The 19456-nt window shown below is 62.3% G+C and carries 20 protein-coding genes; 11 read left to right on the forward strand and 9 right to left on the reverse strand.

What is annotated here, in order from left to right; all coding sequences use genetic code 11:
* The first annotated feature begins 19 nt into the window (after nt 1–19).
* The 3 genes from B5V03_RS13300 to B5V03_RS13310 all read left to right on the forward strand — a co-directional run bounded on the left by B5V03_RS13300 (nt 20) and on the right by B5V03_RS13310 (nt 2941).
* Nucleotides 20–988 carry a Bug family tripartite tricarboxylate transporter substrate binding protein gene (locus tag B5V03_RS13300; protein WP_129270747.1) on the forward strand — a complete coding sequence of 323 codons (969 nt, stop codon included), beginning with the start codon at nt 20–22 and terminating at the stop codon, nt 986–988.
* 127 nt (nt 989–1115) lie between these two features.
* Nucleotides 1116–2228, forward strand: coding sequence for an NADH:flavin oxidoreductase/NADH oxidase (locus tag B5V03_RS13305; RefSeq protein ID WP_129270748.1), 1113 nt, complete (start codon nt 1116–1118; stop codon nt 2226–2228).
* A 299-nt stretch (nt 2229–2527) separates the two neighbouring features.
* Complete coding sequence (locus B5V03_RS13310) at nt 2528–2941, forward strand: hypothetical protein (protein ID WP_129270749.1); 414 nt, start codon at nt 2528–2530, stop codon at nt 2939–2941.
* 18 nt (nt 2942–2959) lie between these two features.
* Here the strand turns inward: B5V03_RS13310 and B5V03_RS13315 are convergent, their stop codons facing one another.
* From B5V03_RS13315 to B5V03_RS42725, 3 genes are all read right to left on the reverse strand, one after another.
* A complete protein-coding gene (locus B5V03_RS13315; RefSeq protein ID WP_164987974.1) occupies nt 2960–3205 on the reverse strand; it encodes a PilZ domain-containing protein in 246 nt (81 codons plus the stop codon).
* A 239-nt stretch (nt 3206–3444) separates the two neighbouring features.
* The gene (locus B5V03_RS13320; RefSeq protein ID WP_129270750.1) at nt 3445–4767 is read right to left on the reverse strand and encodes a DUF2235 domain-containing protein; all 1323 of its coding nucleotides are present in this window, start codon (nt 4765–4767) and stop codon (nt 3445–3447) included.
* A gap of 218 nt (nt 4768–4985) precedes the next feature.
* Entirely contained in the window at nt 4986–5120 is a 135-nt protein-coding gene (locus tag B5V03_RS42725; RefSeq protein ID WP_283811536.1) for a hypothetical protein, read from the reverse strand.
* Between the two features lie 343 nt (nt 5121–5463).
* Between B5V03_RS42725 and B5V03_RS13325 the strand changes: the two genes are divergently transcribed.
* The 3 genes from B5V03_RS13325 to B5V03_RS13335 all read left to right on the forward strand — a co-directional run bounded on the left by B5V03_RS13325 (nt 5464) and on the right by B5V03_RS13335 (nt 6567).
* Nucleotides 5464–5727, forward strand: coding sequence for a hypothetical protein (locus B5V03_RS13325; protein WP_129270751.1), 264 nt, complete (start codon nt 5464–5466; stop codon nt 5725–5727).
* Nucleotides 5724–6020, forward strand: coding sequence for a hypothetical protein (locus B5V03_RS13330; RefSeq protein ID WP_129270752.1), 297 nt, complete (start codon nt 5724–5726; stop codon nt 6018–6020). Before B5V03_RS13325 ends, B5V03_RS13330 begins: the two co-directional genes overlap by 4 nt.
* Before the next feature lie 268 nt (nt 6021–6288).
* Nucleotides 6289–6567 carry a DUF1488 family protein gene (locus B5V03_RS13335; protein ID WP_129270753.1) on the forward strand — a complete coding sequence of 93 codons (279 nt, stop codon included), beginning with the start codon at nt 6289–6291 and terminating at the stop codon, nt 6565–6567.
* A 139-nt stretch (nt 6568–6706) separates the two neighbouring features.
* Here B5V03_RS13335 and B5V03_RS13340 read toward each other — a convergent pair whose 3' ends face one another.
* The 5 genes from B5V03_RS13340 to rpmB all read right to left on the reverse strand — a co-directional run bounded on the left by B5V03_RS13340 (nt 6707) and on the right by rpmB (nt 11686).
* Nucleotides 6707–7669, reverse strand: a complete 963-nt coding sequence (locus B5V03_RS13340; protein ID WP_129270754.1) for a DUF4917 family protein — start codon at nt 7667–7669, stop codon at nt 6707–6709.
* Nucleotides 7670–7692: 23 nt separating this feature from the next.
* Nucleotides 7693–9384 (reverse strand): hypothetical protein, encoded by a 1692-nt coding sequence (locus B5V03_RS13345; RefSeq protein WP_129270755.1) that lies wholly within the window; start codon nt 9382–9384, stop codon nt 7693–7695.
* A 155-nt stretch (nt 9385–9539) separates the two neighbouring features.
* Nucleotides 9540–10046: an ABC-three component system middle component 2 gene (locus B5V03_RS13350; RefSeq protein WP_164987975.1), complete on the reverse strand. Its 507-nt coding sequence runs from the start codon at nt 10044–10046 to the stop codon at nt 9540–9542.
* Complete coding sequence (locus tag B5V03_RS13355; RefSeq protein ID WP_245502209.1) at nt 10043–11164, reverse strand: ABC-three component system protein; 1122 nt, start codon at nt 11162–11164, stop codon at nt 10043–10045. The genes B5V03_RS13350 and B5V03_RS13355 overlap by 4 nt, the downstream gene beginning before the upstream one ends.
* 210 nt (nt 11165–11374) lie before the next feature.
* A complete protein-coding gene (gene rpmB / locus B5V03_RS13360) occupies nt 11375–11686 on the reverse strand; it encodes a 50S ribosomal protein L28 (protein WP_129270757.1) in 312 nt (103 codons plus the stop codon).
* Nucleotides 11687–12159: 473 nt separating this feature from the next.
* On the opposite strand from rpmB, the gene B5V03_RS13365 reads away from it, so the two are divergent.
* The 5 genes from B5V03_RS13365 (at nt 12160) to B5V03_RS13390 (ending at nt 18998) form a co-directional block, all read left to right on the forward strand.
* Nucleotides 12160–13023: a DUF3108 domain-containing protein gene (locus tag B5V03_RS13365; RefSeq protein WP_129270758.1), complete on the forward strand. Its 864-nt coding sequence runs from the start codon at nt 12160–12162 to the stop codon at nt 13021–13023.
* A 676-nt stretch (nt 13024–13699) separates the two neighbouring features.
* On the forward strand, nt 13700–17083 hold the full coding sequence (locus B5V03_RS13375) for a helicase-related protein (RefSeq protein ID WP_129270759.1): 3384 nt from the start codon (nt 13700–13702) through the stop codon (nt 17081–17083).
* Nucleotides 17084–17105: 22 nt separating this feature from the next.
* Nucleotides 17106–17363, forward strand: coding sequence for an RNA-binding S4 domain-containing protein (locus B5V03_RS13380; protein WP_129270760.1), 258 nt, complete (start codon nt 17106–17108; stop codon nt 17361–17363).
* 132 nt (nt 17364–17495) lie between these two features.
* The gene (fdxA, locus tag B5V03_RS13385; RefSeq protein WP_129270761.1) at nt 17496–17834 is read left to right on the forward strand and encodes a ferredoxin FdxA; all 339 of its coding nucleotides are present in this window, start codon (nt 17496–17498) and stop codon (nt 17832–17834) included.
* 348 nt (nt 17835–18182) lie between these two features.
* The gene (locus B5V03_RS13390) at nt 18183–18998 is read left to right on the forward strand and encodes a CarD family transcriptional regulator (protein WP_164987976.1); all 816 of its coding nucleotides are present in this window, start codon (nt 18183–18185) and stop codon (nt 18996–18998) included.
* A 91-nt stretch (nt 18999–19089) separates the two neighbouring features.
* Here the strand turns inward: B5V03_RS13390 and B5V03_RS13395 are convergent, their stop codons facing one another.
* Nucleotides 19090–19449 (reverse strand): winged helix-turn-helix transcriptional regulator, encoded by a 360-nt coding sequence (locus B5V03_RS13395; protein WP_129270763.1) that lies wholly within the window; start codon nt 19447–19449, stop codon nt 19090–19092.
* Nucleotides 19450–19456 lie beyond the last annotated feature (7 nt).

Raw genomic sequence — 19456 nt, forward strand, 5'->3', positions numbered from 1 at the left:
GACTCGACCGGAGATTTCGATGACCAGGTTCCTTCGCGTATTGTGTCTGTGTGCCGGCTTCTGGGTCGCTGCCGCAGACTGCGTCCAGGCCCAGGACTGGCCGGCGCGGCTGATCAAGGCGACCATTCCGTTCGGTCCGGGCAGCGCGGCGGACGTGGTGCCGCGGCTGGTGTTCGAGCGTCTCTCCGCCGAGCTCGGCCAGCCGATCGTGGTCGAAAACCGCGCCGGCGGCGGCGGTGTGGTCGGATCAGTGGCGGTCGCGAAGTCCGACCCCGATGGTTACAGCCTGCTCGCGCAGTCCTCGGCGCTGACGGTGGCGCCCTTGATTTTCCCGAATGCGAGCTTCGACCCCACCCGCGATCTCGCCTCGGTGTTCATGATCGGATCCGGTGCCAACGTGATGATCGTGCCGAAGGAGCGGCCCTGGAAGACCATCCAGGACTTCATCGCTGACGCCAAGGCCAAGCCTGGCTCGATCTCGTTCGGCTCGGTCGGCATCGGCAGCGCCGTGCACATCTCGAGCGAGAAGTTCCGCTACGCCGCACGCATCGAGGCGACGCATGTGCCGTATCGCGCCGGCCCGGAGGTGATCGCCGATATTCTCGGCGGGCGCATCGATCTGTATTTCTGTCCGCTGGCGACCGCGCTGCCGCTGATCCGCGAGGGCCAGGTCCGCGCGCTGGTGGTCTCGACACCAAAGCGCGTGGCCGAGCTGCCCGACGTGCCGGCTGCAGGCGAGATCGGCCTGAAGGACGCCGACAGCGAGATCTGGTTCGGTGTGTTCGTGCCGGCGAAGACGCCGCGCGAGATCGTCGACAAGCTGCACGCGGCGGCCGGGAAAGTCCTGGCCACGCCGGCGATGCAAGCGAGCCTGGCCAAGCTAGGGCTCGAGCCGAGGCCGATGACGCCCGCCGGGATGGACGACCTCGTCAAGCGCGAGCTGGCGGCCAATCAGGAACTGATCAAGGCCGCAGGCATCAAGCCGTAGGCGCGCATCTCCAGCGCAATGCATACCGTCCCGGGCGGCCATGCCCGCCGCGCGGCTGGCAATCCGCCGTCCACCCACTAAACTTCATGCAATCGCTTCCATCCCTCCATTCCCCGGAACTCCCCGCATGAGCGCCCTGTTTTCCCCGATCAAGCTGCGCGGCCTGACGTTGCAGAACCGCCTGGTGGTGTCGCCGATGTGCCAGTATTCGGCCGACGACGGCGTTCCCACCGACTGGCACTTCACCCACATCAACAATCTCGCGCTGTCGGGCGCGTCGATGTTCTGCATCGAGGCGACTCACGTGGAGGCGATCGGCCGCATCACGCCGGGTTGCCTCGGGCTCTACAGCGACGCCGCGGAAGCCGCGCTGAAACAGATCCTCGCCTCGGTGCGCAAGCATTCCTCGACGGCGATCGCGATGCAGCTCGCCCATGCCGGCCGCAAGGCCTCCAGCGCGCGTCCCTGGGACGGCGGCCAGCTGATTCCGGTCGAGCAAGGCGGCTGGCAGACGGTGGCGCCGTCAGCGCTGCCGCACAAGGAGGGCGAGGCCGCGCCGCTGGCGCTCGATGCAGCGGGCCTGAAGCGCATCCGCGACGCCTTCGTCGACTCGGCAAAACGCGCGGAGCGCATCGGCATCGACGCCATCGAGCTGCACGGCGCGCACGGCTACCTCATGCATCAGTTCCTGTCGCCGATCTCGAACAAGCGCACCGACGAATATGGCGGCTCGCTCGAGAACCGCATGCGCTTCCCGCTCGAAATCTACGACGCCGTCCGGGCGGTATTCCCGCGCGACAAGCCGATCGGCATGCGGGTGTCGTCGACCGATTGGGTCGAGGGCGGCTGGGATCTCGCGCAGACCATCGCATTCGCCAACGCGCTGAAGGCGCGCGGCGTCGACTGGATCGATGCCTCCTCCGGCGGCGTCTCGCCGCTGCAGAAGATTGCGCTCGGCCCCGGCTATCAGGTGCAGTTCGCCGAGGCCATCAAGCGCGAGACGGGATTGCCGACCATCGCCGTCGGCCTGATCACCGAAGGCAAGCACGCCGAGGAGATCGTCGCGAGCGGCAAGGCCGACATGATCGCGCTCGCCCGCGGCATGCTCTACGACCCGCGCTGGGGCTGGCACGCGGCGGCGGAAGTCGGCGGCGAAGTCGAGGCGCCTCCGCAATATTGGCGCTCGCAGCCCTCGACGCAAAAGGCGCTGTTCGGCAAGACCACGTTCGGGGCGCGGTAGGGCGCGAGGCGCGACGGCGGTGCGACAATCACCGCTGTCGTCCCTGCGAACGCAGGGACCCATACCGCGTGATCTATCGATCGTGCATGGTATACGTTGACAACTTGACTTCGAATCTTCGCCAAACCCCTCCTTGTGGTTATGGGTCCCTGCGTTCGCAGGGACGACAGCGGAGAGTGAGGCAACGCCATCGCACCCCTCACCATCCCCCTCCTCACGCATCCGTAAAACTCTTCAGCTTCCACGCCCGCCAAAACTGGCCTAACCTCCGCCCACTCAAGGCATCACGGAGGCTGGACATGCGGTTTCGTGTTCGCAAGACGGCCCATGTGTTCGAGCGCGTGGGCCTCGCGATGGCGGGTGCGGCGTGCGGGCTGTTCGTCGGCGCCTATGTCGGCTCGGCGATCGCGCCTTTGACCACGCAGGGCTTCCTGCTGCTGATGATGCTGCTCGGCTTCGTCGGCTTCTATCTCGGCATCGACACGCCGCAGTTGCCCTTCGACGACGCCCACAGCGCCATCGACGCCGCGGAACTTTTGAGCGCCGCCGGCACGCTCTGCGCCACGCTCACCGCGCTCGCGTCGGTGGCCATCATCGTGCTCAGGCTCGAGCCGCACATCCTGTGGAGCTGGTTCGCTCTGTTCGGCTGGATTGCCGGCGTCGCGATGCAGATCGTCGGCGGCACGAAGGCGCGGACGCGGAAGCAGGGCTAAGCGCACGCGGAAGCAGGGCTAGAACACCACGCCCACCCGCGTGCCGCGCTTCCAGGCGATGCGGCAGCGTTTCTTGGTGTTGACGTGCAGCAACTCGAACCGGTCGGGGATCTTCACCTGCCCGCCGAGATCGACGCAGGCCCCGCCGGGCGAATAGTCGATCAGCGTGCAGACGATGACGGGCGCGCGCGGGTCGGTGATGATCTTGGCCTGGCGGGACACCAGGCCTGCGGGTTTGACGCGGGCATGTCGGCGCGGATGCATTGGCACTCTCCTCCAATTCCGCGGATAGCGCGGTGGTAGGCTCCGATGATGCGGAGGGAGTTCATGCGATCCGGCTAAGGCGGGGCTGAGAATTTTAATGAAAAGTTGCCGGCAGTTTGAAAAGGAGCGGTGGTGGGGTGCGGTGGCGGTGCGGCAAACTCACTGTCGTCCCTGCGTTCGCAGGGACGACACCGTTGGTTAGGTGCGAACCTACCGCCACACCGTCATTGCGCCCCACCTCACCCCGTCACGATCTCATCCGCCTCAACGCCAGCCCCCGGCTCCACCGGCATCGGCACCGCCACATAATCCCTGGGCAAATTCACCGGCCGGTACCCCGGCTCCACCGCCATCCGCTTCAGCACGCTCTCGTGCACATGCGCGCCTTCGGGGATGACGCGCGGCTCGCAATCGGGGATGTAGAGGCCGAGGAAAACCTTCCGCTCCGGCCATTCCTTATATTTCGCGCTCTTCGGCAGATATTCCAGCACGCGCCAGGCCGCGCTCATCGAATTGTGCAACTCGCCGGTCTTGCCGGTGTAGGCGGGCGCGACATATTGGAACGGCGAGTTCTTGCGCTGAATGCCCCAGGCGAGCTGGTTCACCGTGCGCTTGTTGAAGTTCAGCCCCGCCTTCGCCGCCTCCCCGATCATCCAGATCAGCGGATATTTGGACTCGCCGCTCTCGGCTTCCGGATAGCCGCCGCCGACGTCGCAATGCACGCCGGCGAACCACACCTGCAAAATGTCCTGCGGCTCCTTCTTGTCGTCGGGCACGAAGCGGTTGCGCCAATAGTCCTGCGGCTCCACATACTCTTTCAGGCGGAACATGCAGCGCCGCTCGTCGATCGCGATCGCCTGCCGGAAGATGTTGACGCTCGGATTGCGCAGCGTGAAGGCGAGCTCCTCCAGGCTGAACACGAAGAAAAAGTTGTCGCGCCGCGGCACGATCACGCTCGCCACCGTGTCCCAGACGCCGATGAAGTGGATGGTCGGCCAGCGCGTCGAGGTGATGCGCGCGAATTGGGCGGCGAGGTCGAACTGGTCCTTCGGTAGCGGCCCGTTCTCGTCGGAGCCGACGTCCTTGAGGTCCTCGATGTCGTTGCCGCGCCCGGTGCCGGAATATTGCTTGTAGGCGACGAGGCCCGAGCCTGCGAGGTTCGCCTGCTCCGGCGAGATCAAGCCGATTTTGTGGATCAGCCCCGCCAGCACGCGAACCGTGTAGGCCCCGCGCGAGAAACCGAACAGATAGATGCGGTCGCCGGGCGCATAATGCTCGATCAGGAAGCAATAGGCCGACAGCACGTTGTCATCGAGGCCGTAGCCGGTGGCGAGCCCCAGCACCAGATTGATATTGGCCTTCCAGCGATGCCACGTCGACGGCTCCGTCACCGTGCCGACGCCGGGATCGTAAAACACCATCTGTCGCGGCTGCGTCTTGTCGGTCTTGCGCAGGCAGCGATACAGCTTCAGGACGTTGGAGATGTTTTCCGAAATCTCGTTGCCGGTGCCGTCACAGCAGAGGACGAGGTTTTTCGGTGTGGTTGTGTGATCGTGCTCCACGGTATGCCCCTCCCGGTGATGCTACCGGGGCGAGTATAGCCGAAAATCGCGACGGGGAGGAGACGATGACGAGGGTTGGACGCGTGATCGCGCCACAAACTCGTCATGCCCGGGCTTGTCCCGGGCATCCACGTTCCTGCTTCCGCACGAATAACGTGGAGGGCCCGACAAGCCCGGCCATGACGGAATTCGGCGATGATAGCGCTCCCTCTATCCCCCTACTTCTTCTTCCCCGCCCCGATCTCCGGCTGCCAGGCGGCGTCCTTGCGGCTCGGTGCCGCGGCGGTCGTCTTGATCTTGTCCTTCTTCGGCTTCTTGGTTTCGCGATTGCTGCGTTGCTGTCCCTTGGCCATGATGTTCGTCTCCTCTGGGGTTCGAATTCGCGAGATCGGCGCTGCCGTACGCGTCAGGCGCGCAGCGACGAGATGGGGCACGCGGTGCCACGCACACGAGACACGAACAATGCAGCGCAACAGACCTGCGGCAATTGCGTGAGTTGCGCTGACGCGATCGAGCGTACGCCTGCACCACGCCGATAGCGAGGACTAAAACGCCGCGCGCAAGCCGCGCGCAGCTTGCGGCCGTCCGTGCGCGCGGGCGGCGGTGGCGATAGTGCTGGCTATTGCCGTGCAACAAGCGCATGGTCACAGCAAGTCGGCGTCGGTTGGGGCCCCTCTTTGCGAAAGGCAGGCGCGCATGACCATCCGCTCGCGGCACGAAACCGTGACATTCAAGCATCCGTTCCACCTCCGCGGCATCGCGCGCCAATTGCCGGCGGGCGCCTACGAGGTCGTCACCGACGAGGAGATGATCGAGGAGCTGTCCTTCCCGGTCTGGCGCCGCGTCGCCACGTTGATCACGGTGCCGTCGGAAAGCCTGCGCGGCGCCACCGAGCGGCTCGCGATCGGCTCGGTCGACCTCGCCGATGCGCAAGCCGCCGACCGCGAGCGCCGCCCATGACTGAGATCCCGGTCGATCTCGACAAGCATCGCGGCATGGCCGCCCAGAAGGCGACCGATCTGCGCCGCGCGCTGGCCGACGTCGAGTCCCAGGTCAGGGAGCTGCGCGAGCGCGAGGCCGAGCTCGAAAACCGCATGATGACGGTGCCCGCGATGTCGTGGCCGGAGGCCGCGGTGAAGGCGCGCCATCTGCTCAACCTCTATGCCGCAAGCCTGCCCACTGAGGACACCCGCCACCGCGCGCTGGTGGCCGCATTGTTCGACGATTTCGTCCGGCTCACCGGCGATAATTGAAGCAAGCTGCAAGCCGCGGGCTCGCTCTGCGCCTCTCCCGCTTGCGGGAGAGGTCGACGCTTTCAGGGCGATGCGAAGCATCGTCCCGAGCGCGGCGGGTGAGGCTCTCTCCACACGGGGAGTGCCTCGCTCGCGGCGACACCCCCACCCCAACCCTCTCAGCGGGAGCGAAGCTCGTCGCGGCCCGCAAGCGGGAGAGGGAGCGCACCTCCTCCATGGCGGCAATCGAGCCTCTTCTCATCGGCTCTCAGGAAGTAGGAGTAACCCCATGACACTCACCAGCGGCCGCTTCATCGGCCACGAACAGGACCGCGGCATCGTCCAGTTCTCGATGCAGGACGGCACGAAGGAGGTCGCCTGTGCGATCTCGACCTCCGCGATGGACGACCTCGAGCGCGGCCCGCGCGCCCGGCCGAGCGAGCGCGAGGAGCAGTTCACCCGCCTGCGCGACCGCATCGAAGCCTGTGTGGAACGCAAATATCAGGCGACGGAGTTCGAGGGCACGCCGCCGGGAATCGTGCTGCGGAGTATTGATTTTCGGGGGTAGGGGACGGCAAGGATGTCCCTCCCGGTGACTCGATCGGAGCGGGTATAAACAGTTTTGATGAGTGCGGGACAGAGACGCAGGGATTTCGTGGATCGAGGTTGACGGGGCACGATCCTAATCGCGCAAAACTACTCTAACGCTAGCCCCAAACGTTTGCGGAGCCGGAATCGACAAAAGTGAACTCGATCTCCGACTCGGCGATTACTTTGTAGCGTTCCAACTCGGCATTCAACAGAGCGACCTTCGCTTGGGTGGGTTCGTGCACGAAGAAGTACAGATGGTCTGCTGCCGATTTGAAAATCTGATCATAAACATGCTCGTCGCTTCGATTCGCTGAATGACCGAACACGAAGAATGCGCCGTCGCACTTCTTGATCTTATCGAAGCAATGTCGAAGATACGGCGATCCGAATATTCGCGAAAGCTTCTGAGACGAGGAGCCTTCAGCAACGTACAGGGGGAGCCGGCCATCCTCGCTGATAGTCTTGCCGATCGCTTCAATGATTGCTGGCTCTCCAATGCGTTTGCGCACCGAGCCATCTGCCTCGGCGAACAAATGCAATCCTCCGTGAACGTTGTAAACATTGCACCAAGCTTCGGGTGTGAACGGCCCGCGAAAGCCGCCGTTGTTCCCACCCAGGCCGAACCCATCCCAAAAACGCTCTGGATCCTGCAAGCGTACCCAGTGGAGGAGAAAGTCGTAGTTGAGTGTAAATAGTGATGAGAAGTTAGAAATAAACTGAAGCGCGAGATTTAGACCTTCGATTTCAAAGTGAAAGTCCGGATGGACTGCACGGACCGCGTGGACTAGCGCCCGCCGAAGCTTGCCCGCCTCTTTGCCCAGTTTTAGAACTCTTGACGGCTTGTTGTATTTTCCCTCGACTAGAGCCGCGTCCTCTAAGGTCTTTATGATCGCCTCAAAGTCGACCGTGTCGAAGGTATCGAAAAGAGATCGTAAGGGCTCATTAGTCTCTAGGCCGGCATTATCCAAAAGATTCGTATAGCTGAAATATTTGTAAGAGAATCCATTCCCGACGAGGAGAGAGCGGTTCACTCCTTCCGTAGCGGAAAGTGCCTCCTCAAATAGAATCGGATTTGGCATGAAGAAATCCCAATAGAGTCGCTCTAGCTCTGGGCTGTAATGAAGCCTTTTCGTTCCCCCGGCGGACCGTTCTTGCCGGCAAACCACTCGTAGTGAACCGCCTCCGCTACCTCGGGCGGCGGTTCCTTATTCTCGATGATGATTATCTGAACGCCTGTCGGAGTTCTACGAAGGGCCTGCCAAAAGGCAGACTCAATTCCTTCGCTGACTGGGCCATCGCTTTTTCCGCCAGTCTTGCCCTTTTTGTAACTCGTGAGCGGCGAGTCGATCACGAGAGTGCCGGGGTGCGGTCGGCCATTGGTGTGACAGTATCTCAGCACAGCGATAACAAAAGCAGAGTAAAGTACCGCGCGAACGCCCTTGCCGTGGGATTGTCGTCGCTGCCCATCTACTTTGATGTCGTATTCAGTTTCATCGAACTCTACTCGACCCTCGCCTTCCCATTTCCATTCCTTGAGAACCCCTTCCACTTCAGCGCAAAGCTTGCGTAGTGCGCCTGCGGGTAATGGTTCCCATTTTTGAGAGGATGGGCTGCGTCCTGAAACCTCGCTTTCGATCTTCTCTTTAAGCCCCCGGAGATCGGAAGCTTGTACTTCGTCACTGCGCGCAGCCTCTAGCTCTACCCGACGGGAGAAGAGGCGGTCTAATCTCGTGTTATCGTCTTGCATTGCAGGGGCAAGGATGCTTCGAATGCGCGAGTCTGTCCGCTTTATAGTGTCTTGGCCAGCATTGCGTTCAGTTTCGCGCGCTGAGCGTAGCAGTTCGAGCGTCTTTATTGCTTCTCTGAGGTCGTTGCTATGAGCTCTTATTTTTGATGCCTCTGCTCGCGCGGCTTCATAGACTTCAATGCGCCTTTCCGAGGCTTTGTGAGAGTGTTCAGGCGACATAAGCTGATCACAAAGAGGGCATCGAACTTCTTGAAGCCCGTCGAAGAAGTGAGCACCTTCAGTGATGAAATCGAGCCGATCGAGGTCGCTCCGATACCTCTCGGCCAGAAGATTATATTGTCGTTGAAGCTCCGTGATCGCAAGCAGTTGCGACTCCGCGTGTTGAACGAGTGCGATCGCGTCGCGACGCTCATTCTCAAGCGTCTCTCGTTCTTCCGAGTGATCAGCTAAGGACTGCGAAAGTGCTTGTATGGTCTTGTCGATTCTTTCGATGGAGTCGTCGGCATGTTGAGTGCGGCTCTGGAGCCGTTGTTCGATCGGTGTAAGAATGTCGGAGATGACGCTAAGCTGGGCGTTCAAGCGCGCTGCTGCAATGTCTTTCCGTTCGCTTGCAATAATACCCGCGTCATCTTTGCCAGACAGCATATACGCAAATGCACGTTTCCTTGCGGTGGCGTCAAATCCAAGCCGCCCTGTAATCGGAGAACGTTCGTCAATGATGGAAATCTCGTCTACAAGAAAGAGAGGCAGCATGGTGCGAATAGTCAGTCGATTGACGTCCCCTCTGTCGTTCTTTCTCAGTGTAGCTTCTTTGATGTCGGCAAAAGCGAAAAGGATTTCGGTAACGTCCTTTGCTTGACTCTTCCCTGATCGCTTTGGGACGATACGCTCTCCGCTGCCCGGCTTAATGTCATTAATCCTGCTGGCGTAGGCGGCGATATCTCCGCCGCTTAAACTCCGCTCGAGCGTGAGGAATTGCGCCTCAGAATTCTCGAATTCGACGAGCAGTTGCGAATACGGCTCGGCTTCTTCGATGCGCTTTTTCATTTCATCTGCACCGAGAATGTAGTCTAGGCAATGGACCAAGTAGCTCTTTCCGGTATCCGATTCCCCTGCGAGAATATTCGCGCGATCTTCGAAGGTGACGAGGGCGTCGTCTAGGCCGGGCCCCCTCAATAATATTGATCGTATCTGCATCATTCTTAGAGCTCTAAATCCTTGATCGCCGACAGACGCTCAAATTCCGCGCCCCAGCGGCCAATATTTGTGGTCATAAATGCTGCAAGCTCGGAATCGTGCATCGCGCCAAATCGGTCGATAAGCCACTTCGATCGAAGGCGTAGCGCGGCAGCGTACTCAGAGCGCAATAAATTGATAAACGGCTTTGTTAGGTTTGTAGAGCGATACAAGATGCCGGAAGGTTCGAATGTTTTTTCGATAAGCTCTCGGGAAAACATTTGATTTAGGCCGGCGTCCAACAAGTCTCGCTTGACGAGTAGCTCCGAGCTACGAAACGGTACGGATGGGTGGAGGCTATTGGGGCCAGCAGGAACGTCGCCCGAGTGGACTAAGAGGTAGTCGTAGGAAATCAACCGCTGTAGGTCTGACGGTCTTTCCTTGGCTGCGCTTAGCACGAAGAGCATTCGCAATCCGCACTCAAGCGGTGAATTGAACGGCCGGGGTTCGCGTTCGGCATGTTTAGGGGTCATGGCTTGCACCAGCTCACGAGCTTCTCATTAGCCATTTGGTGGCACATGCCCTCTCGATCGTTCGCAAGGACGTGAGGTGCGAGCACGTGGCCACCAAGCTGCAACGTCTGAGCGGCTTTGACTGTTTCGATTAAGCGCTGCAGCCCCGTCAGAGTGGGAGCGGTATAGTCGTGGAAAAGGCCATTCGAAAACTCGTCCAGCAGAGTGTCGAAATAGCTGCTATCTGCCATCTGATCGCGCGCCAACTCCTTCAATCCCTCGGCGCAGTAGAAGGTTAAACGCGAGCGATCAAATAGGCGTGTGTAGTTTTGATGATGGGCGAAGTCGGCAACCTTCGAAACGGTCGCTCCGAGCGCCTCGCTAATAATATCAAAAAGCTGATTGACGTACTCTGTTTCGCCCGCCGCCACTGTCGATGGAGGCTTCGGCGGAGGTGGCCGGTCGACTAATGGTGCTCCAAATACAGTCAGATGATATTTTGTCTTGGCGTGCTCAGCTATTAGCTCCAGAGGTTGCTTTACGCGAAAGATGGAGAAATCAAAGTTGGCGATGTGAGTTTTCAGCGCTGGTGTAAGAGAAATTGTGTTCCGCACGATCTTCGTTGCGCACCGATCGTCCCAGTTAGCAAGGATGTACGTGCGTAACTTCTCGGGGTCGTCCACCATATCTTGGAAGTCAGACGTAACGCCGAGATGTGTTATAAACCAATATTCACGCGGCGCGGCATAGTCACCAATCTGAGTATAATGGAGAACCTTGCCTATCTCGGCAGCGGCTGTGCCGGCGCCGAGTCGGCTGTCGTAGTGCTTGCATTGGTAAAGAGACCATCGCCGCGGCTTCGATGAAGGCGGATCAAACCAAACCACCACGTCGCGGCCCTTGTCGCCAGAACCTCCGCGCTGCTGCACTTCATAAACACCCTGGGTCTTAGCTAGATAGTCCGAAGCCCATTCAAGTGTGAAGCGCTCGAAGTCTAGCGGGCTAAATTGGGCAAGACGGTCCAACGGTTTCACGGGGAGGCCCATGCCGTGCCCCAACAGACGAGCGTTCGCCCCCGGCCAAGGTGTTGGTCCGGGTAATTGCTGAAGCAAATTCGGATGCGGTTTTGTTTTTTGCACGTTTCCCCCGTAGTTAATTACTACAATCTGTGGCTGCAGTGAAAAGGGGGCGGTCTGAGCAATTGGTCTATGACGTTCATGGCTGGTTGGGTTTTGAGGTCCCCAAAAACAAAAACGGCCGGATCTTCCGATCCGGCCGTAACGCAAACTCTACTTGGCTAAGCCTACGCCACGCGACGCAACCTAGCCCCGCCCAATTCCAAAAATCGCTTAGCTGGCCTTCTTCGCCGGCGCGGTCGTCGGGCCGACCTTCTTCTGGATGGCGCGCTTCAGATCGAGGGCGCGCGGCGACAGCACGTCCGCCTTGGCCTTGAGCAGGAAGGCGTCGAGGCCGCCATTGTGGTCGACGCTCTTCACCGCGTTGGTGGAGACGCGCAGGCGCACGTTGCGCTCGAGGGCTTCGCTGATGAAGGTCACGTTGACGAGGTTCGGCAGGAAGCGGCGCTTGGTCTTGATGTTGGAGTGGCTGACCTTGTGGCCAACCTGGGGACCCTTGGCGGTCAGTTCGCAGCGGCGAGACATGGTAGAAATCCTCTTCTGTCCCCCAAACGATTTGCGGCCGCCATTCTGGGCGCCACGGGGGCTAATTCTGTGTCCTTGCAGGGAGCGGGCGGACGTATAGGGGGGAAGGGGCGGGTAGTCAAGGATTTGGGGTGTGTGGCACGCGGGTTTCGCGCCCCACCCTCGGCGTCATCGCCCGCGCAGGCGGGCGATCCAGTACTCCGAGGCGCCTGCGGTGGCCAGAGGCGCCGCGGCGTACTGGATACCCCGCTTTCGCGGGGTATGACAGCGGAATGGGCGGAGGGAGGTGCGCGCGCCTGACGCCGTTCCCCGATCACCAAAACGGCAATGTTTGTCGCGCCTTACCATCACATAAAGGGCGCATTCACCCTCGAAATATCAGGTGGAGTTCCGCGAAGCTCATGCGCGGACACATTGTCTGCCGCGGTTTTTGGCTTAAGTAACAACCGTTCGCGCCCCGATTGGACCGTTTCGTGCTCACATCTCCCCGACATTGGTCCCGGCTGCGTTCGGCCGGCCGGCTGGCCTTCGCGGCCCTTTGCGGGCTCGTCGTGGCGTGGGGGGCGGAGCCGGTGGCGGCGCAGGGCAAGCTCGAGGCGCAATATGAGGCCTCGCTGGCGGGCATTCCGGTCGGCAAGGGCGCCTGGAACATCGATATCGGCGACGACGTGTTCGCGGCTGCGGCCTCCGGCGGCACCTCGGGGCTGCTGAAATCCTTCGCGGGCGGGTCCGGCACCGGCGCCTCGCAGGGGCGGGTGGTCAACGGCGCGCTGGTCGCGACCGGCTACCAGGCTTCCACCACCACCTCGAAGAAGACCGAAGAGATCCACATCACCCTCGACAAGGGCAATGTGAAGGAATTTGGCATCGTGCCGGAGCCGCCGGTCGATGCCGACCGCATCGTCGTCACCGACGCGCATCGCCGCGGCGTCTGGGATCCGATGACGGCCTCGCTGCTGCGCGTGCCCGGCACCGGCGAGGTGCTGTCGGCGGAGGCCTGCCACAGCAGCGCGGCCGTGTTCGACGGCCGCATGCGTTACGAGCTGAAACTCGATTTCAAGCGCATGGAGACGGTGAAGGCCGAGAAGGGCTACAGGGGCCCGGTCGTGGTCTGTTCGCTCTATTTCGTGCCTGTCGCCGGCTACATCCCCGACCGCCCCGTGATCAAATACCTCGCCGCCCAGCGCAACATCGAGATCGCGTTCGCGCCGGTAGCGGGCACGCGGATTTTGGTCCCGTTCTGGCTGAAGGTACCGACGCCGCTCGGCCCGGCGATGCTGGAAGCCACCAGCTTCATCACCTCAGCCCAGCCCCCGCGCGTGGCGAAGACGCAGTAAAGCCGGGCTGCGCCCCGTCGTCGGGGCTAATCCAACGAATTCAATCACTTGCCTACTGTGCATGGGGTTGTTTTCGCACAAATGAGTTTGGGCGCCTCCGATCCGGGAATCCATTTGACTCCGCCCCGATTCTGATTCGACTCCGCGTCGTCCCCAACTTAAGGCTTTCCGTCATCAAATCGTCGCTTGTGCGGCAGGGCGAAACTCCATCTAGTCGTAACGAATGAGAGTCCCGCGACATGTTGCGTGAACGGAACGAGACTCAGCGATTCGGCCGCGATTCGTTCTAGAGTCGTTCCGAAGCTTAAAGCCAACGGGAAAAGCGTCGCAAAGTGAGACAGTTGCGCGGGATGTTTCGAAGCTGCTCCCACCCACTCGGTGTCATCGCCCGGCTTATCGCTATCCAATCCCGTCACCCTGAGGTGGCCGCTTCTTCAGCGGCCCTCGAAGGGCGGCGGGCCCGGCTGATGCTGCGACATGCTCTTGGCTGGCACCCGGGCCGTCCATCCTTCGAGGCTCCCCATGGGACGCGTTGCGTCCCATGCCTCGCGCCTCCGGCGACGAGCGCGTTGCGCTCGCGCGGGGATGACGGAGATGGGGCGGGCCGCAGTGGAGCCCCCACCCCGCCTCATCCGGCACTGACATTCGCCCAAATCGGCACTACCTAATCACCCAGATGCCCTTCTCTCCCTCCCCCTTCGCTTCCGAGCGGCTCCCTGGCGCTGGCGTCACTGCGGTGCTCGGGCCGACCAACACCGGCAAGACCCATCTCGCCATCGAGCGGATGCTCGCGCATCCCTCGGGCGTGATCGGCCTGCCGCTGCGCCTGCTCGCGCGCGAGGTCTACAACAAGATCGCAGCCAGGGTCGGCAGCGACGCCGTCGCGCTTGTGACCGGCGAGGAGAAGATCAAGCCGAAGAACCCGCGCTATTGGGTGTCGACCGTCGAGGCGATGCCGCGCGACTTGGATGTCTCCTTCCTCGCCGTCGACGAGGTCCAGATCGCCTCCGATCTCGAACGCGGCCACGTCTTCACCGACCGCATCCTCAACCGCCGCGGCCGCGACGAGACGCTGCTGCTGGGCGCCGCCACGATGCGCCCGATCATCGAGCGGCTGCTGCCGGGCGTGTCCATGATCACGCGGCCGCGCCTGTCGCAGCTGGAATTCGCCGGCGATCGCAAGATCACGCGCCAGCCGCGCCGTACTGCGATTGTCGCCTTCTCGGCGGATGAGGTCTACGCCATCGCAGAGCTGATCAAGCGCCAGCACGGCGGCGCCGCCGTGGTGCTGGGCTCGCTTTCGCCGCGCACGCGCAATGCGCAGGTCGAGATGTTCCAGAACGGCGACGTCGATTATCTCGTCGCCACCGACGCGGTCGGGATGGGCCTCAATCTCGACGTCGACCACGTCGCCTTCGCCTCCGACCGCAAGTTCGACGGCTACCAGTTCCGCCGCCTGACGCCGTCCGAATTCGCGCAGATTGCCGGCCGTGCCGGCCGCGCCACGCGCAATGGAACATTCGGCACCACCGGCCGCTGCGCGCCGTTCGAGACCGAGCTCGTCAACGCGCTCCAGAACCACACCTTCGAAAACGTGAAGATGCTGCAATGGCGCAATTCGAAGCTGGATTTCTCCTCGCTCGGCGCGCTCCAGGTGTCCCTGAACCAGTCGCCCGGCCATGAGGCGCTGACGCGGGCCCCGATCGCCGAAGACATGCGCGTGCTCGACCACGCCGCCCGCGACGTCGAGGTGCGCGATATCGCGCATGGCAAGGACGCCGTGGAGCGGCTCTGGGAGGCCTGCCAGGTCCCGGACTACCGAAAACTGTCGCCGGCCGCCCATGCCGAGCTCGTCACGACGCTGTACGGCTTCCTGATGCAGAAGGGCTGCATCCCCGATTCCTGGTTTGCGGCCCAGATCGACCAGGCCGACCGCATCGACGGCGACATCGACACGCTGTCGGCCCGGATCGCGCAGATTCGGACCTGGACCTTCGTCGCCAACCGCCCGGATTGGCTGAAAGACCCCGAACGCTGGCAGGGAATCGCCCGCGAGGTCGAAAATAAATTATCGGATGCGCTCCATGAACGCTTGACTGAGCGTTTCGTTGATCGCCGGACCAGTGTATTGATGCGCCGCCTGCGGGAGAACACGAGCTTGAATACGGAAATCGGCAAGACCGGCGAAGTCATCGTCGAAGGCCATGTCATCGGCCGCCTCGATGGCTTCACCTTTGCACCGGATGCGGCGGAAGCCGGCTCCGATGCGAAAGCCTTGCAGGCTGCCGCGCAAGCGGTGCTCGCCGGCGAGATCAACTCGCGCGCCGAAAAACTGGGCAACGCGCCGGACGATCAGTTCGTGCTGACGTCCGAAGGCACCATCCGCTGGACCGGCGATGCCGTGGCGCGGCTGTCTGCCGCAGAGGAGGCGCTGCATCCGCGCATCCGTATCATCTCGGACGAGCGCCTGACGGGTGCGCCGCGTGAGAAGGTGCAGGCCCGGCTCGAGCTCTGGCTCAAGACCCATATCGAAAAGCTGCTCGGACCGATGTTCGAGCTGTCGAAGGCCGAGGACGTCACCGGCATTGCCCGCGGCATCGCCTATCAGCTGGTCGAGGCGCTCGGCGTGCTGGAGCGGCCGAAGATCGCCAACGAGCTGAAGGACCTCGACCAGCCCTCGCGCGCCGTGTTGCGCAAATACGGCGTCCGTTTCGGCGCCTATCACATCTATTTCCCCGGCCTGCTCAAGCCTGCCGGGCGTGCGCTGGCCGCGTTGCTGTGGGCGCTGAAGCAGGACAATGTCGATCTGTCCTCGCTGTCGGGCGCGCAGCATCTGGCATCTTCCGGCCGCACCTCGTTCCCGGTCGACAAGCAGCTGCCGCGCGATGCCTATCGCGTGCTCGGCTACAAGCAGGCCGGCGAGCGTGCCGTCCGCGTCGATATTCTGGAGCGCCTTGCCGATCTGATCCGCCCGGCGCTGGCTTGGCGCGAGAATGCGTCCGGCGAAAAGCCCGCCGGCGCATTCGACGGCCGCAGCTTTGTGGTGACGCAGGCGATGACCTCGCTCACCGGTTCCGCCGGCGAAGACTTTGCGTCCGTGCTGCGTGCGCTCGGCTATCGCATGGACAAGCGTCCGCCGCTGCCGGTGAAGCCCGCTGCGGTTGTTGCGGAGACGCCGGCTGCAGAAGCCTCTTCTGAGACGCCCGCGACCGAGGAAGCCGCAGTTTCCGAGGACAACGCGATCGAAGCTGCCGCAGAGCCTGCCACCGTCGAAGACGCGCCCGGCATGGAGCAGCATGACGAGCCCGCGCAGGAAGAGCCGGCGCTCGAAGCATCGCCTGAAACTCCCGTCACGCCTGAAGATGCCCCCGGCATCGCGCCGCCGGCCGAAGAAGCTGCTGCGCCTGCGGAGGCGGCTGCTGAAGCCGCTTCCGCCGAGACTGCTGCAACCGAAGCCGCCGCATCGGCCGATGCCGCCGCACCGGTTGAGGCTGCCGCTACGCCCGCTGAACCCGAACTCATCGAGGTCTGGCGTCCCGGTGGCCGTCACGACGATCGCAAGCCGCGCCACGAACGCCATCGCCACCAGCGTCACAACAATCAGCCGCGTCCGCAGGCTGGTGCTGAAGCTGGCGCCGCGCCCGTTGAAGGTGAAGCAGCGCAAGCCGCCGATGGCGAGAAGCGCGGTGAGCGTCATCGTCACGGCGGTCATCGCAGGGATAGCGGCCGAGACTTCCGCAAGCCGCGCGAAGCTGGCGCCGAAGGCGCGCCGCGTCCCGAAGGGCGCGGCGACGGAAACCGCCGTTTCGAAGGGAAGGATCGCGACAACAAGGACCGCGATCGCAACCGCGACAACAAGAAGTTCGGCGGAGATCGCGATAAGGGCCGCGACAACCGTGGCCGTGACCGCGACAAGGGCCGCGATCGCCAGGGCGGTCCGTCGCTGCGTCCCTACGCATCGAGCGCGAACCCGCGCGAGCGCGATCGCCCGGTCGATCCCAACTCGCCCTTCGCAAAGCTCGCCGCGCTGAAGGAGCAGCTATCCGGTCGCAAGGAGTGATCCCACGACCGAGCGGCAGCGCATCGATAAATGGCTGTGGCACGCGCGCGTCGTGAAGGCGCGCACCTCCGCGGCCGAGCTCGTCGAGTCCGGCCACGTCCGCGTCAACGGTGAGCGCGAAAAGTCGCCAGGCCGTGCGATCAAGATCGGTGACGTCATCACCGTCGCACTCGATCGCACCGTGCGCGTGCTGAAAGTGACCGCCTTCAACGAGCGCCGCGGCGATGCTGCTTCGGCGCGCGTGCTCTACGAGGAGCTGAATGAAGCAAAGCGCAATTAATTGCGCTTTCAATTCATTCCTTGGTCGATCAAACACATAAAGCCGTCATGATCGGGGTTTCCCGACCTTGCAGCGCCCGGCCATCCGCGCTACGCAAGCCACGACTTTTAAAAGAGCTTTTCGGAGCGTTGGATGACTTACGTCGTCACTGAAAACTGCATCAAGTGCAAGTACACCGACTGCGTCGAGGTCTGCCCGGTCGACTGTTTCTACGAGGGCGACAACATGCTCGTCATCCATCCTGACGAATGCATCGACTGCGGCGTGTGCGAGCCGGAATGCCCCGCCGACGCCATCAAGCCGGACACGGAACCGGGCCTCGAAAAGTGGCTCCAGGTCAACGCCGACTACGCCAAGAGCTGGCCGAACATCACCCAGAAGAAAGAATCACCTGCCGACGCCAAGGAATTTGACGGTCAGGACGGCAAGTTCGAGAAATATTTTTCTCCGAACCCGGGCTCGGGGGACTAATTCCCGCCCAAACTTAACCCTAATACCTTCGTCAGCGCCGAAAACCAGCCCTGAAGACCCCTAAACCATTGATTTTTGCGGGAAATGTGCTATATTGGGCACATTAAGCTGAACCCCCGTCAGCCCAGTTGGCCCCGTTGGGTTCCCGTGAAACCAAATGTCGAACAGGGGCGTGGCAGTTTCCGCGCGCAGGCTGTGTCACAGAAAACGCGTAAAAAGAGTACTTCAGCGAGGGCTTCCCATAAGGAGGCCAAAAAAGTCGCCACGGCCAGCCGTAGCGCATCCAAGGGTCGGGCCGCTGCCAAGGCGCCGCCGGCTGCAAAGTCCTCGAAGAACAAAAGAAGCGCAATGCCTCACAAGACTGCCAAACCGGCCGCGAAAGCGACCGTTGCCAAGCCTGCTGCTGCCAAGCCCGTTCTTGCAAAGGCTCCCGCTGCCAAGCCCGTTGCTCCGAAGGCTCCTGTTGCTGCCGCCCCTGCCAAGGCCCCTGTTGCTGCTGCCAAGCCGGTCGTGAAGGCTGCTGCACCCGCGCCGAAGGTCGAGGAAAAGAAGGTCGTGACCCAGCGTCAGGGCTTCAAGGCCAACGAATTCGTCGTCTATCCCGCTCACGGCGTCGGCCAGATCCTGGCCATCGAGGAGCAGGAGATCGCCGGTGCCAAGCTCGAGCTGTTCGTCATCAACTTCATCAAGGACAAGATGACGCTGCGCGTGCCGACCGCCAAGGTCGCCAATGTCGGCATGCGCAAGCTGTCGGAGCCCGCGCTGGTGAAGAAGGCGCTGGAGACCCTCAAGGGCCGCGCCCGCGTCAAGCGCACCATGTGGTCGCGTCGCGCCCAGGAATACGAAGCGAAGATCAATTCGGGCGACATCGTCGCGATCGCGGAAGTCGTGCGCGACCTCTATCGCTCGGAGTCGCAGCCGGAGCAGTCCTACAGCGAACGCCAGCTCTATGAAGCGGCGCTCGATCGTCTGTCCCGTGAGATCGCAGTGGTGCAGCACTCGACCGAGACCGAAGCGGTCAAGGAGATCGAGGGCCAGCTCGCCAAGAGCCCGCGCCGCAACGCCAAGGCGGAAGCCGCCGACGGCGAAGGCGAGGCGGATGCCGAGGGCGATTCCGACGAGACCGATGGCGACGGCACCACCGTCGCCGACGAGGCCGCGTAAGCAGCTCTCGCGTCGATCGCAACAGATCAAAAGCCCGGCCGGTGGCCGGGCTTTTTGTTTGGACGGGAGGCTGTCCTCGTTCGGCGACGTGTCAGATCGCGCTTCGTGACGAGCCGATCCCGCGGCCTTGTTCGTCGGCCGCGACCGCAACTGTCGACCACCAGTCGCCCAACGCGTCGATCAACGGCACGAGCGTGTGCCCCGCGGAGGTCAGGTCATACTCGACCCGGAGCGGATATCCGTCGAATTCGGTGCGGGCCACGATACCGGCGTCCTCCAGCTTGCGAAGCTCGAGCGCGAGCATTCTGTGCGAGATGGTCGGATTGTCCCGGCGCAAGTCGCTGAAGCGCTTGGTGCCCTGCTTCAAATAGTAGATCAGAAGCGTAGGCCAGCGACCGCTCAGAATCTGCATCACCTCCTCGATGGGGCATCTTGAGACAAGATCTTTCATCGGCGAC

This window comes from Bradyrhizobium betae (genome assembly GCF_004123905.1).
Classification (GTDB): domain Bacteria; phylum Pseudomonadota; class Alphaproteobacteria; order Rhizobiales; family Xanthobacteraceae; genus Bradyrhizobium; species Bradyrhizobium betae_A.

Bases quoted from the DNA above. Each gene is read 5' to 3' on its own strand.
- B5V03_RS13300 (WP_129270747.1), top strand. From the start codon at position 20: ATGACCAGGTTCCTTCGCGTATTGTGTCTGTGTGCCGGCTTCTGGGTC.
- B5V03_RS13305 (WP_129270748.1), top strand. From the start codon at position 1,116: ATGAGCGCCCTGTTTTCCCCGATCAAGCTGCGCGGCCTGACGTTGCAG.
- B5V03_RS13310 (WP_129270749.1), top strand. From the start codon at position 2,528: ATGCGGTTTCGTGTTCGCAAGACGGCCCATGTGTTCGAGCGCGTGGGC.
- B5V03_RS13315 (WP_164987974.1), bottom strand. From the start codon at position 3,205: ATGCATCCGCGCCGACATGCCCGCGTCAAACCCGCAGGCCTGGTGTCC.
- B5V03_RS42725 (WP_283811536.1), bottom strand. From the start codon at position 5,120: ATGGCCAAGGGACAGCAACGCAGCAATCGCGAAACCAAGAAGCCGAAG.
- B5V03_RS13325 (WP_129270751.1), top strand. From the start codon at position 5,464: ATGACCATCCGCTCGCGGCACGAAACCGTGACATTCAAGCATCCGTTC.
- B5V03_RS13330 (WP_129270752.1), top strand. From the start codon at position 5,724: ATGACTGAGATCCCGGTCGATCTCGACAAGCATCGCGGCATGGCCGCC.
- B5V03_RS13335 (WP_129270753.1), top strand. From the start codon at position 6,289: ATGACACTCACCAGCGGCCGCTTCATCGGCCACGAACAGGACCGCGGC.
- B5V03_RS13340 (WP_129270754.1), bottom strand. From the start codon at position 7,669: ATGCCAAATCCGATTCTATTTGAGGAGGCACTTTCCGCTACGGAAGGA.
- B5V03_RS13345 (WP_129270755.1), bottom strand. From the start codon at position 9,384: ATGAAAAAGCGCATCGAAGAAGCCGAGCCGTATTCGCAACTGCTCGTC.
- B5V03_RS13350 (WP_164987975.1), bottom strand. From the start codon at position 10,046: ATGACCCCTAAACATGCCGAACGCGAACCCCGGCCGTTCAATTCACCG.
- rpmB (WP_129270757.1), bottom strand. From the start codon at position 11,686: ATGTCTCGCCGCTGCGAACTGACCGCCAAGGGTCCCCAGGTTGGCCAC.
- B5V03_RS13375 (WP_129270759.1), top strand. From the start codon at position 13,700: ATGCCCTTCTCTCCCTCCCCCTTCGCTTCCGAGCGGCTCCCTGGCGCT.
- fdxA (WP_129270761.1), top strand. From the start codon at position 17,496: ATGACTTACGTCGTCACTGAAAACTGCATCAAGTGCAAGTACACCGAC.
- B5V03_RS13390 (WP_164987976.1), top strand. From the start codon at position 18,183: ATGCCTCACAAGACTGCCAAACCGGCCGCGAAAGCGACCGTTGCCAAG.
- B5V03_RS13395 (WP_129270763.1), bottom strand. From the start codon at position 19,449: ATGAAAGATCTTGTCTCAAGATGCCCCATCGAGGAGGTGATGCAGATT.